This is a genomic window from Citrobacter sp. wls714, assembly GCF_005281025.1.
In the GTDB taxonomy this organism is placed as follows: Bacteria; Pseudomonadota; Gammaproteobacteria; order Enterobacterales; family Enterobacteriaceae; genus Citrobacter; species Citrobacter werkmanii.
Genome location: NZ_SZWZ01000091.1, coordinates 1 through 11820, shown reverse-complemented (window position 1 = coordinate 11820; position 11820 = coordinate 1). Strand labels below are relative to the sequence as shown.

General features: G+C 52.7%; 10 protein-coding genes and 2 tRNA genes. 6 read left to right on the top strand and 6 right to left on the bottom strand.

Going from position 1 to position 11820, the window contains the following annotated elements; all coding sequences use genetic code 11:
- Positions 1–231: 231 nt before the first annotated feature.
- Positions 232–1197, bottom strand: a complete 966-nt coding sequence (glk, locus tag FDX11_RS18730) for a glucokinase (RefSeq protein ID WP_038642435.1) — start codon at positions 1195–1197, stop codon at positions 232–234.
- 204 nt (positions 1198–1401) lie between these two features.
- Here glk and FDX11_RS18725 point away from each other — a divergent pair, with 204 nt between their 5' ends.
- Positions 1402–2637, top strand: a complete 1236-nt coding sequence (locus FDX11_RS18725) for an ion channel protein (protein WP_137398361.1) — start codon at positions 1402–1404, stop codon at positions 2635–2637.
- Here the strand turns inward: FDX11_RS18725 and FDX11_RS18720 are convergent, their stop codons facing one another.
- On the bottom strand, positions 2638–4290 hold the full coding sequence (locus tag FDX11_RS18720) for an alpha-keto acid decarboxylase family protein (RefSeq protein ID WP_137398360.1): 1653 nt from the start codon (positions 4288–4290) through the stop codon (positions 2638–2640). It lies immediately after the preceding gene.
- A gap of 184 nt (positions 4291–4474) precedes the next feature.
- Between FDX11_RS18720 and mgrA the strand changes: the two genes are divergently transcribed.
- On the top strand, positions 4475–5464 hold the full coding sequence (gene mgrA / locus FDX11_RS18715; protein ID WP_042306968.1) for an L-glyceraldehyde 3-phosphate reductase: 990 nt from the start codon (positions 4475–4477) through the stop codon (positions 5462–5464).
- A 137-nt stretch (positions 5465–5601) separates the two neighbouring features.
- Positions 5602–5928: a DUF2502 domain-containing protein YpeC gene (gene ypeC / locus FDX11_RS18710; RefSeq protein ID WP_003834889.1), complete on the top strand. Its 327-nt coding sequence runs from the start codon at positions 5602–5604 to the stop codon at positions 5926–5928.
- Positions 5929–5960: 32 nt separating this feature from the next.
- On the opposite strand, the gene FDX11_RS18705 is transcribed toward ypeC, so the two are convergent.
- Positions 5961–7199, bottom strand: coding sequence for an Nramp family divalent metal transporter (locus FDX11_RS18705; protein WP_042306967.1), 1239 nt, complete (start codon positions 7197–7199; stop codon positions 5961–5963).
- A 344-nt stretch (positions 7200–7543) separates the two neighbouring features.
- Here FDX11_RS18705 and nupC point away from each other — a divergent pair, with 344 nt between their 5' ends.
- On the top strand, positions 7544–8746 hold the full coding sequence (gene nupC, locus FDX11_RS18700) for a nucleoside permease NupC (RefSeq protein ID WP_042306965.1): 1203 nt from the start codon (positions 7544–7546) through the stop codon (positions 8744–8746).
- Positions 8747–8890: 144 nt separating this feature from the next.
- Here the strand turns inward: nupC and FDX11_RS18695 are convergent.
- Both FDX11_RS18695 and FDX11_RS18690 read right to left on the bottom strand, forming a co-directional pair.
- Positions 8891–8966: transfer RNA gene (locus FDX11_RS18695), tRNA-Ala, on the bottom strand.
- Positions 8967–9008: 42 nt separating this feature from the next.
- Positions 9009–9084, bottom strand: a tRNA-Ala gene (locus FDX11_RS18690).
- A gap of 221 nt (positions 9085–9305) precedes the next feature.
- Here FDX11_RS18690 and FDX11_RS18685 point away from each other — a divergent pair.
- Positions 9306–9668, top strand: a complete 363-nt coding sequence (locus FDX11_RS18685) for a YfeC-like transcriptional regulator (protein ID WP_137398359.1) — start codon at positions 9306–9308, stop codon at positions 9666–9668.
- A gap of 1 nt (position 9669) precedes the next feature.
- On the top strand, positions 9670–10062 hold the full coding sequence (locus FDX11_RS18680; RefSeq protein WP_042306962.1) for a YfeC-like transcriptional regulator: 393 nt from the start codon (positions 9670–9672) through the stop codon (positions 10060–10062).
- 55 nt (positions 10063–10117) lie between these two features.
- Here FDX11_RS18680 and gltX read toward each other — a convergent pair whose 3' ends face one another.
- Positions 10118–11533 (bottom strand): glutamate--tRNA ligase, encoded by a 1416-nt coding sequence (gene gltX, locus FDX11_RS18675; RefSeq protein WP_038642458.1) that lies wholly within the window; start codon positions 11531–11533, stop codon positions 10118–10120.
- Positions 11534–11820 lie beyond the last annotated feature (287 nt).

Here is an 11820-nt window from a genome sequence, read left to right as displayed (position 1 = left end):
TACGGCGATAGTACCCTTAACACGTTCACTGGGAGTAATCGTTTCAGAGAAGTGAAAAACATAAGGTGAACGTAACAAATACCGGGGGCAACAAATTCATTACCTCCGGATATGCCGCTCTTAGCTATAGTTACGACGATTGCTCGTCGTTAACTGATCGTCATTACGTCAGAAGCGCGGTTTAGTAGGAATACAGGCCGGACGATCGCTAAATACCATCCGGCATTGGCCTTACAAAATATGCCCCAGCGTCTGGCGCAGATGTGCGCCGGAGCCAAGCAGACCCGGATTATCATGCACAATCAGATACACCGGAATATCCTGAACGTAAGCTTTAAAACGTCCTTTATCTTCAAACCCACCGCGGAAACCGGAAGCTTTAAAGAATTCAAGGAAGCGCGGCACGATCCCGCCAGCGATATACACGCCACCAAACGTGCCCAGCGTTAACGCCAGATCGCCGCCAAAGCGTCCCATAATCACGCAGAACAGCGACAGCGCGCGGCGGCAGTCGATACAGGAATCTTCCAGCGCACGGGCGGTGATATCCTTCGGCTGCAGATTTTCCGGCAGGCGACCGTCTGATTTGACGATGGCGCGATACAGGTTCACCAGTCCGGGTCCTGAGAGCACACGCTCAGCAGAAACATGACCGATTTCCGCACGCAGAACCTCAAGGATAATCCCCTCTTCTTCGCTGTTAGGCGCAAAATCCACGTGCCCGCCTTCACCGGGCAGGCTTACCCAGCGTTTATCAACATGCACCAGATGCGCCACGCCGAGGCCAGTTCCCGCGCCATACACCGCAATCGGTTTGCCTTCGACAGGTTCCGCGCCGCCAAACTGGATCAAATGCTCTTTTTTCAGCATGGGGATTGCCATCGACACGGCGGTGAAATCATTGATGATTTCCAGATGGCTAAAGCCCAGATTTTTTTTCATCTCCGCAATAGAGAATGCCCAGGTATGGTTGGTCATTGCCACCCAGTCGCCGGTGATCGGACAGGCAATGGCAATGCAGCCATCTTCGACGCTGACGCTATGCTCATCCAGGTACACGCGCACCACGGCCTCCAGACTGGGGTAATCCAGCCCGGAATACGTTTTTGCCTGCGAAATCTCGCCGCTGGCAATGTCGCACAGAGCAAGACGTGCGTTGGTGCCGCCAACATCACCTACTAAAGCATATTTTGTCATTCTTCCACTGCTCCGCTAAAGTCAGAATAAATCTTTGCCACACTGTAAATTCATGGGGGCATAACAACAACGGCCTGAAGGCTGATGCCCGTAGAAAATCGATCCAGATCACACAATTACTTTATCGTTTCAGCACCATTTGCAGCGATGCGGCCGCGCAGGCTGTGCAAACTATATCTATGACTCTGTTTGAAGGAATTGAAAATGCTCCATCCGCGAGCCAGAACGATGCTCTTGCTATCAACTCCCGCGATAATCATTGGCATAGCGTCCAGCCTGGTGTTGATCGTTGTGATGAAAGTCGCTTCCGTGTTACAGCAATTTTTGTGGGAGCGTCTGCCGATTAGCATCGGAATTGCCCAGGACTCTCCGCTGTGGATCATCGGTATGCTCACGTTAACCGGACTGATGGTCGGGCTTGTCATCCGCTACAGCCGGGGCCATGCAGGCCCGGATCCGGCTTGTGAACCGTTAATCGGAATGCCGGTGGCCGTTTCGGCACTGCCAGGCCTGCTGGCGGCGCTAATCCTCGGTCTGGCGGGCGGCGTCAGTTTAGGGCCGGAACATCCCATCATGACCGTGAATATCGCCCTCGCAGTGGCGCTTGGCAGTCGCCTCTTTCCGCGCATTGCTAAGCTGGACTGGACCATTCTCGCCTCTGCCAGCACCATCGGGGCGTTATTTGGTACTCCCGTTGCCGCCGCGTTGGTGTTTTCGCAAACGCTGAATAGCTCGAACGATGTTCCTTTATGGGATCGCCTGTTTGCGCCATTAATGGCCGCCGCCGCAGGTTCACTGACCACCAGCCTGTTCTTTCATCCCCATTTTTCATTGCCCATCGCGCACTATACGCAAATGCATCTGATCGATATCCTCAGCGGTGCGGTCGTTGCTGCTATAGCCATTGCCGCGGGCATGGTGGCCGTCTGGTGTCTACCGCGCTTGCATCATTTAATGCATCAGCTTAAACACCCGGTACTGATCCTTGGGGTTGGTGGTTTTATTCTCGGTATTTTGGGTGTAATTGGCGGGCCGCTTACCTTATTTAAGGGACTGGATGAAATGCAGCAAATGGCTTTTAGCCAGACGCTGGGGACATCAGATTATTTGTTGCTTGCCGTGATCAAACTGGCGGCATTGGTGGTCGCCGCAGCGAGCGGTTTTCGCGGCGGGCGAATTTTTCCGGCGGTCTTCGTGGGCGTCGCGCTGGGTCTGATGCTGCACGCCCATGTTGAAGCCGTTCCGGCAGCCATCACGGTCTCCTGCGCAATTCTCGGGCTGGTGCTGGTCGTTACCCGCGACGCGTGGCTGAGCCTGTTTATGGCGGCAGTCGTGGTGCCAGACACCACTCTGCTACCGCTGCTTTGCGTCGTTATGCTCCCTGCGTGGCTGTTATTGGCCGGAAAACCAATGATGATCGCCAGCCGCCCCGAGGAGTAGCTATCCTCCGTTGCGAGATTCCAGCGCACGGGTCACCGTGCGCAATAACTCAGGAAGATCGGCTTTCGGTAGCACCACTTCAATTAATGACAACCGTTGCGGACGGGACAGCCGGGCCAGCACTTCCTCCAGTTGTACCGCCTGCTTCACTCGCCAGCATTCCGCCTGACATTCATGACTTAACGCCTGCGGCACCTGCGTCCAGTTCCATCCGGCGATGTCGTTATAGCGCTGATTTGCCCCGTGAATAGCCCTCTCCACGGTATAGCCGTCATTGTTAAGCAGTAAAATCACCGGTGATTGCCCGTCTCTGAGCATAGAGCCCAGTTCCTGGATAGTGAGCTGCGCTGCGCCATCGCCAATAATCAGGATCACCCGGCGGTCCGGGCAGGCTGTCTGCGCGCCAAATGCCGCCGGGAGCGCGTAGCCGATGGAACCCCACAGCGGTTGGACCAGGACTTCCGCACCGCTGGGTAGCGAGAGCGCAGCCGCACCAAATGCCGCCGTTCCCTGGTCGACGAGGATGATGTCATCCGGCGCCAGATAATGCTGCACCGTTGGCCAGAAATTTTCCTGGGTCAGCAGCCCCTTCTCAACCTGGATACGCCTAACTGGCGGGCGTTCGGGCGGCAGTGAAAACGACATCTCCAGACACAACTCGCGTAACGTAGTGACGGCCTGTTCCATCGGAACGTTAAACCATTGGGTACCAACACGTGACGCATGGGGCTGAACTTCAATAGTACGCTCCGCTGGTAACCGTTGCGTAAACCCAGCGGTCAGGGTGTCGACAAATTGTGTACCGACGCAAATAATCGTATCGGCATCTTCAATCGCCTGGCGCACATAATCGCTACTGGCTCCGGCGCTGTACGTACCGACAAACGCCGGGTGACGCTCATCAAATAACCCTTTCCCCATCAACAGCGTGGCGTGGGCCATCGGCGTTTCCGCCATCCAACGCTGCAAAACAGGCTGTAAACCAAAGCGCTGCGCGAGAAAGTCGGCCAACAGCGCTACGCGCGGACTGTCCAACAGCCGCTCGCGGGCATAATAGCGAAACGCTTCTGCCACGCTGCTTTCCGGTTCGCTCAGAGGAACAATCAGAATGTCATTCGGCGGCGTAGCGGGCTGTTTGGCCACATCAGCAGGCAACATCAGGTAGCCTGGCCTGCGCTCTGTTAACATCGCCCGCAGCACACGGTCAATTTCATAACAGGCGTTTTGTTCATCCAGCACTGCGCTGGCCGTCGTCACCGCCTGCTGCATACGGTAAAAATGCTGAAAGTCACCGTCGCCAAGGGTGTGATGCATCAGTTCCCCGCGACGCTGCGCACCGCGACAGGGCGCGCCGACAACATGTAAGACAGGAACATATTCCGCATAGCTTCCGGCGATACCGTTGATTGCACTTAACTCTCCCACGCCAAACGTGGTGAGCAATGCTCCTGCCCCTGCCACCCGGGCATAGCCATCCGCGGCATAAGCCGCATTTAATTCGTTCGCACACCCAACCCAACGTATGCTGGGATGTTCAATCACATGGTCAAGAAACTGCAAATTATAATCACCAGGCACACCAAAGAGGTGGCCGACGCCACAGCCTGCCAGCCTGTCCAGCAGATAATCAGCAACGGAATATTGGGTTTGCATGACAGCTATCCTTCTGACGGTAACCTCAATATTGAGTATCGAAGAACTGTGTTGACTGTCCAGAGAAGCCATAGTGAAGGGGGTGGAAAGCAAGATGTACAGTTTTGCCGATTAAAAATTCATTGCCGCCTGCTTTATGTAAACGTATACACTCAATGACACACGTTATCCGACAGGAGGCTACATGGTTTATCAGGCTGATGAAAATCGCTATCAAACAATGGAGTATCGCCGCTGCGGCCAGAGCGGCCTCAAACTCCCGATTGTCTCTTTGGGTTTGTGGCATAATTTTGGTGATGCCACGCAGGTAGAGAACAGTCGGGCTCTGTTACAGCGCGCATTCGATCTGGGAATTAATCATTTTGACCTGGCGAATAACTATGGTCCACCGCCGGGCTCAGCGGAGCGAAATTTTGGCCGCATTCTGCAGGAAGATTTTTTACCGTGGCGGGACGAGCTGGTCATCTCCACCAAAGCTGGCTACACCATGTGGGAGGGGCCCTACGGCGACTGGGGATCACGCAAATACCTGATTGCCAGCCTCGATCAAAGCCTCAAACGCCTGGGGCTGGAGTATGTTGATATCTTCTATCACCACCGGCCCGATCCTGAAACGCCGCTCAGAGAAACCATGCGCGCGCTGGATCATATTGTCCGTCAGGGTAAAGCGCTATATGTCGGACTGTCTAATTATCCGGCGGAGCTTGCCAGGCAGGCGATTGAAATACTCGACGATTTAGGCACTCCCTGCCTTATCCACCAGCCTAAATATTCCCTGTTTGAACGTTGGGTCGAAAGTGGCCTGCTGTCGCTATTACAGGAAAAGGGGGTTGGCAGTATCGCCTTCTCGCCACTGGCGGGTGGGCAATTAACCGACCGCTACCTGAACGGTATTCCTGCGGACTCGCGCGCGGCAAGCTCCAGCCGTTTTCTTAACCCGGACCAGTTAACGCCACAAAAACTGGAAAAGGTCCGTGCGCTGAACGCGCTGGCAGAACGTCGGGGACAAAAACTTTCTCAGATGGCGCTCGCGTGGGTATTACGGGAAGACAAGGTCACCTCGGTGTTGATTGGCGCCAGTAAACCCGCGCAAATTGAAGACGCCGTTGGCATGCTGGCAAACCGTCATTTCTCTGCCGAAGAGTGCGCGGAAATTGATGCCATTCTGAGCTGATTGAAATAAAGACACATTTATTAACAAAAAGTGCTCTCGCTCGCGATTTAAGAGTTAAGGCGATGAAACGGGGCTTTACTGCCCCGTAATATTACGTTAACAGGCCGGCTACGGCTCGATCGTGAAGGAGAGTAAAAATGTTCAGGTCACTGATTCTGGCGGCAGTCTTATTGGCTTTTACCCCGCTGGCCGCGAACGCTGGCGAAATCACCCTGCTGCCATCAATAAAATTGCAAATTGGCGATCGCGATAATTACGGTAACTACTGGGATGGCGGCCGCTGGCGCGACCGGGATTACTGGCATCATAACTATGAGTGGCGCAAAAACCGCTGGTGGCGTCATGACAATGGCTATCATCGTGGCTGGGATAAACGTAAAGCTTATGAGCGCGGCTATCGTGAAGGCTGGAATGACCGTGACGACCATCGCGGTCGCGGGCGCGGCCACAAACATCATCATTAATGTAACAAAAGAGCCTACGGGCTCTTTTGTTTTTACAAACCCAGCGCGGTTCCCACCAGTAACCAGATATTCAGTGCGACCACTAACACCACAATCATCCAGCCAATGTATTTGACCCAGGCGGTGTTAACCAAATCCCCCATCAATGGGCCGTTGCTGGTAAAGATTAGTAGCGGCACCAACGCAAGGGCAATCCCGAAACTGAGCAACACCTGGCTCATCACCAGAATACGGGTGGGATCCAGCCCCATCAGAATCACAATAAATGATGGCATCATGGTGACAGTACGGCGTACCCACAGCGGAATGTGGAAGCGGATAAACCCCTGCATCACCACCTGCCCCGCCAACGTGCCGACCACAGTAGAAGACAGCCCCGCTGCCACCAGGCTTAAACCAAACACCGTCGCCGCCGCGTGGCTCAACAGCGGTTCAAGGGTCAGGTACGCCTGATCGAGATCGGCGATACCGGTATGCCCGCTAAAATGAAATGCGGCGGCAGCTGTCGCCATCATCGCCAGATTCACAAACCCGGCAATCGTCATGGCGATAGCCACATCCCATTTCGTGGCCGCATAGCGTTGTTGCCGCGTTCCGCCGTGCAGATGCTGGGTTAAAGAAGAATGCAAATAGATCACATGCGGCATGATGGTCGCGCCAAGCACGCCAGCAGCCAGGAACACAGCCTCAGAATTGGGCAGGTTGGGAATAATCATCCCTTTGCTAAGCTGCGCCAGATTGGGTTGGGAAAAGATCAGTTCCACGATGTAAGCCGCTGCCACAAACAGCAGCAAGCCGCCAATGACTTTTTCCAGCGGTTTTTGCCCGCGGCGCTGCAGCATCAGAATTAAAAACGTCGCGATACCGGTAAGTACGGCCCCCTGCAATAATGAAACACCCAGGATCAGTTTGAAACCAATCGCAGCGCCAATAAACTCAGCAAGGTCGGTCGCCATGGCGATAATTTCAGCCTGCACCCAGTAAAACCATACCACCGGACGAGGATAATGATCGCGAATTTGCTCCGCCAGGTTTTTACCGGTGGCAATACCCAGTTTTGCCGACAGCACCTGAATCAGCATTGCCATCAGGTTTGCCCAGACCACAACCCACAACAGTTTATAGCCAAAGCTGGCCCCTGCCTGGATATTGGTGGCAAAGTTACCCGGATCGATATAGCCGATCGCCGCGATGAACGCAGGTCCCATTAATGCGAGCTTCAACTTGCGCGCTGCCCGTCCACTGCTACTCTCAACGCGATCGTTAGTCATTTTAGTGCCTCAGAAACATAGCCTTTGCTATGTTTCAAGCTACGCTTATTGAGAATGATTATCAAATTCATTTTAATGGGTGAAGTTGATTTCTCTGATAGCGTTTGTCTATGGATCGATAAGGATTCTTGAAAGACTGGTGAGATGTTTGATTATTGTTATGAGATTAGCACAATGACATAACTTTTCACTTCCCTACTCAACATAACGGAAGTGTATCACCGATCACTAATTTTGAATCTCGTCACAGGTCCTTATTATAGTGTGTGTTTGATCTCGTTTTCTTTATGGTTGTTACATAGAATGTGCACGAAAACTAAACCTGCCTCATATTTGGAGCAAATATGGACCGCGTTCTTCATTTTGTCCTAGCCCTTGCCGTGGTTGCGGTACTCGCACTGCTGGTAAGCAGTGACCGTAAAAAAATCCGCATTCGTTATGTTATTCAACTGCTTGTTATTGAAGTGTTACTGGCATGGTTCTTCCTGAACTCTGATGTCGGTCTGGGCTTCGTGAGAGGCTTCTCCGAGATGTTTGAAAAACTGCTCGGCTTCGCTAATGAAGGGACAAACTTTGTCTTCGGCAGCATGAACGACAAAGGCCTGGCATTCTTCTTCCTGAAAGTGCTTTGCCCGATCGTCTTCATTTCCGCGCTGATCGGTATTTTGCAGCACATCCGCGTTCTACCGGTTGTTATTCGCGCGATTGGTTTCCTGTTATCCAAAGTCAACGGTATGGGCAAGCTGGAATCCTTCAACGCCGTCAGCTCCCTGATCCTGGGTCAGTCCGAGAACTTTATCGCCTATAAAGATATTCTCGGCAAAATGTCCCGAAACCGTATGTACACCATGGCTGCAACGGCGATGTCGACCGTTTCCATGTCTATCGTCGGCGCGTATATGACCATGCTGGAGCCGAAGTACGTGGTTGCTGCGCTGGTTCTGAACATGTTCAGCACCTTCATCGTGCTGTCGCTGATCAACCCCTACACCGTTGATGCCAGCGAAGAAAATATTCAGATGTCTAACCTGCACGAAGGTCAGAGCTTCTTCGAAATGCTGGGTGAATACATCCTGGCAGGTTTCAAAGTAGCCATTATCGTTGCAGCCATGCTGATTGGTTTCATCGCGCTGATCGCCGCCCTGAACGCCCTGTTCGCTACCGTAACCGGTTGGTTTGGCTACAGCATCTCCTTCCAGGGCATCCTGGGCTACATCTTCTACCCTGTTGCATGGGTGATGGGTGTGCCGTCCAGCGAAGCGCTGCAGGTGGGCAGTATCATGGCAACCAAACTGGTTTCTAACGAATTCGTCGCGATGATGGATCTGCAGAAAATCGCCTCTACGCTCTCTCCACGCGCCGAAGGCATCATCTCTGTGTTCCTGGTCTCCTTCGCTAACTTCTCTTCTATCGGGATTATCGCCGGCGCGATTAAAGGCCTGAACGAAGAGCAAGGTAACGTGGTGTCCCGCTTTGGTCTGAAGCTGGTATACGGCTCTACGCTGGTGAGCGTACTGTCTGCATCCATCGCAGCTCTGGTGCTGTAAGCGTAAGACAATATCGTTGTAAAAAAGCCGGGGATTTCCCCGGCTTTTTTATGCCTGCTATTCAGCAAACCGAAGAGTTACAAGGTGAGAACTGGCAGGATGCAGAAACAAAAAACCCCCGCTTTACAGCGAGGGTTTAAATTTTGGTGGAGCTAAGCGGGATCGAACCGCTGACCTCTTGCATGCCATGCAAGCGCTCTCCCAGCTGAGCTATAGCCCCACGATGCTTTTACGTACATACCAAATTTATTGGGATTAAATTTGGTGGAGCTAAGCGGGATCGAACCGCTGACCTCTTGCATGCCATGCAAGCGCTCTCCCAGCTGAGCTATAGCCCCGTCACGTAAAGCTTGTCGAGTTGACGGGCGGCATCATATGAATTCCCTTCGCGTGTGTCAACGGCAAAATTAGCTCATAGAATTCAATCGCTGAAAAAGCAGTCAAATGAAGAACATTGCGTAACAACTCGCATTCAGTAGTTAAACGCGTCACGGTTTCTACTAAAATGGTGCTATAAAATGAACCACTAATTAACCCCACGACTATTCAGGGAATCGTTATGTTCAAGGAACGGATGACGCCAGAAGAGCTTGCTAATCTGACCGGATACAGCCGACAGACCATCAATAAATGGGTGCGCAAGGAAGGTTGGGCTACATCACCAAAACCAGGCGTTCAGGGCGGTAAAGCCCGTCTGGTTCACGTCACCGAACAAGTTCGTGAATACATTCGCAGCGCCGAGCGTTCAGCCGAAGGTTTATCAGATAACTTATCGTTATCCGGCGATACCTCTATTGAAGCTCTGCTGATTAGGCTCGCCAAAAAGATGACACCGTCAGAACAGAAAATGTTTACGTCACTGATCCTGCGTGAAGGCATTACGGGTTTATTACAACGCTTAGGGATCCGCGATAACAAATAATATGAAAAAATTACGCAGCAAAATGACGACCGAAGAGCTGGCGGAATGTCTCGGGGTCGCCAAACAAACCGTCAATCGTTGGATCAGAGAACAAAACTGGACCACCGAAAAATTTCCCGGTGTTAAAGGTGGTCGTGCAAGACTTATTCATATCGACTCCGGCGTCCGCACGTTTCTGCTCAACATTCCCGCTTTTCGCAAAGTTCCTGAGGTTTATCAGGCTGAAGAGCCGCTGGCAGAATACACCCATGTAGTGCGCAGCCATGCCTGCCGCCAGATAATTAGCGCGCTGGACAATATGTCTCCAACGGAACAAGAAAAGCTGGCGATGTATATCTCGCGCGAAGGGATTCGTAATTTCCTTATCCGTCTGGGGATTGATGAGTCTGAATAACGGATAAAAAAACGGCAGGAGTGCATCCTGCCGTTGTGTCATCAATCAGCCTGAATTACTGCTGACTTTCACGCTCTGCAATAAACGCCAGCGCTTTGTTAATACGCTCAACGCTGCGGGATTTGCCAATCGCATGCACCGTGACGTCTAACGCCGGGGACTGACCCGCGCCGGTTACCGCGACACGCAGCGGCATCCCAACTTTACCCATGCCCACTTCCAGCTCATCAGCGGTTGCCTGAATCGCGTGGTGGACGTTTTCTGCCGTCCACTCGGTAATGGCGGCCAGTTTGTCGCGAACCACTTCCAGAGGCTGACGCGCAACCGGGCGCAGGTGTTTCTTCGCCGCGTCAGCATCGAACTCAGCAAAGTCTTCGTAGAAGTAGCGGCAGCTCTGCGCCATCTCTTTCAGAGTCTTACAACGCTCGCCCAGCAGTTTCACCAGCTCAGACAGTTGAGGCCCAACGCGGGTATCGATATTTTCCTGCTCAATGTGCCATTGCAGATGCGTTGCCACATATTCCGGCGCCAGCGCATTAATGTAGTGATGGTTCAACCACTGCAGTTTTTCAGTGTTGAACGCACTCGCAGACTTGCTCACCGCACCGAGGGAGAACAGTTTAATCATCTCTTCACGGGTGAAGATTTCCTGATCGCCGCTGGACCAGCCCAGGCGTACCAGATAGTTCAGCAGCGCTTCCGGCAGGTAGCCGTCATCGCGGTACTGCATCACGCTGACCGCTCCGTGACGTTTAGAGAGTTTTTTACCGTCGTCGCCGTTGATCATCGACACGTGCGCGTAAACCGGCACTGGCGCGTTCAGCGCTTTCAGGATGTTGATCTGACGCGGGGTGTTGTTGATATGGTCTTCGCCACGAATAACGTGGGTAATTTCCATATCCCAGTCGTCGACCACCACACAGAAGTTGTAGGTCGGGGAACCGTCGGTACGGCGGATGATCAGATCGTCCAGCTCCTGGTTGCTGAATTCGATCGGCCCACGGATCTGATCGTCAAAAATAACGGAACCGTCCTGCGGGTTGGCAAAACGCACCACGCACGGCTCGTCGGCGGCATGGTGCTCATGACCATGGCGGCAGCGGCCGTCGTAACGCGGCTTCTCACCGTTCGCCATCTGCTCTTCGCGCAGCGCATCCAGGCGCTCTTTGGAGCAGTAGCACTTATATGCGGTGCCTGCTTCCAGCATTTCATCAATAACAGCGTTGTAGCGATCAAAACGTTTGGTCTGGAAGTACGGGCCTTCATCCCATTCCAGATTCAGCCAGTTCATACCATCCATAATGGCTTCAATAGCTTCCGGCGTGGAGCGTTCGAGATCGGTGTCTTCAATACGCAGCACAAACTCACCGCCATGGTTACGTGCAAAAAGCCAGGAATAAAGAGCAGTACGCGCACCGCCGACGTGCAGGTAACCTGTCGGGCTTGGCGCGAAGCGAGTTTTGATTTTCATGAAATGGCCTTACGTTTATAAAGATGCCGACAACCGGCAAATCCAGGGAAGATTATCAGGCTCGTATTCTATCACTGTGGTCTGATTCCTCAATGTTGATCGGGTTGGAACATCACGCTTTGCCATTTTCGTATACAAATCATGCTGCATGGATTGTTTTGCGATCGTTTTGTTTAAATTTACGACGAACGAACAATTTCTTTAGAAAATGCGTTGACTCATTTTCAACTCTCCCTATAATGCGACTCCACACAGCGGGGGTGATTAGCTCAGCTGGGAGAGCACCT

What these genes read in the sequence shown, in the direction of transcription:
- glk (WP_038642435.1), bottom strand. Translation starts at nt 1,197, where the DNA reads ATGACAAAATATGCTTTAGTAGGTGATGTTGGCGGCACCAACGCACGT.
- FDX11_RS18705 (WP_042306967.1), bottom strand. Translation starts at nt 7,199, where the DNA reads ATGACTAACGATCGCGTTGAGAGTAGCAGTGGACGGGCAGCGCGCAAG.
- FDX11_RS18680 (WP_042306962.1), top strand. Translation starts at nt 9,670, where the DNA reads ATGAAAAAATTACGCAGCAAAATGACGACCGAAGAGCTGGCGGAATGT.
- gltX (WP_038642458.1), bottom strand. Translation starts at nt 11,533, where the DNA reads ATGAAAATCAAAACTCGCTTCGCGCCAAGCCCGACAGGTTACCTGCAC.
- FDX11_RS18725 (WP_137398361.1), top strand. Translation starts at nt 1,402, where the DNA reads ATGCTCCATCCGCGAGCCAGAACGATGCTCTTGCTATCAACTCCCGCG.
- ypeC (WP_003834889.1), top strand. Translation starts at nt 5,602, where the DNA reads ATGTTCAGGTCACTGATTCTGGCGGCAGTCTTATTGGCTTTTACCCCG.
- nupC (WP_042306965.1), top strand. Translation starts at nt 7,544, where the DNA reads ATGGACCGCGTTCTTCATTTTGTCCTAGCCCTTGCCGTGGTTGCGGTA.
- FDX11_RS18720 (WP_137398360.1), bottom strand. Translation starts at nt 4,290, where the DNA reads ATGCAAACCCAATATTCCGTTGCTGATTATCTGCTGGACAGGCTGGCA.
- mgrA (WP_042306968.1), top strand. Translation starts at nt 4,475, where the DNA reads ATGGTTTATCAGGCTGATGAAAATCGCTATCAAACAATGGAGTATCGC.
- FDX11_RS18685 (WP_137398359.1), top strand. Translation starts at nt 9,306, where the DNA reads ATGTTCAAGGAACGGATGACGCCAGAAGAGCTTGCTAATCTGACCGGA.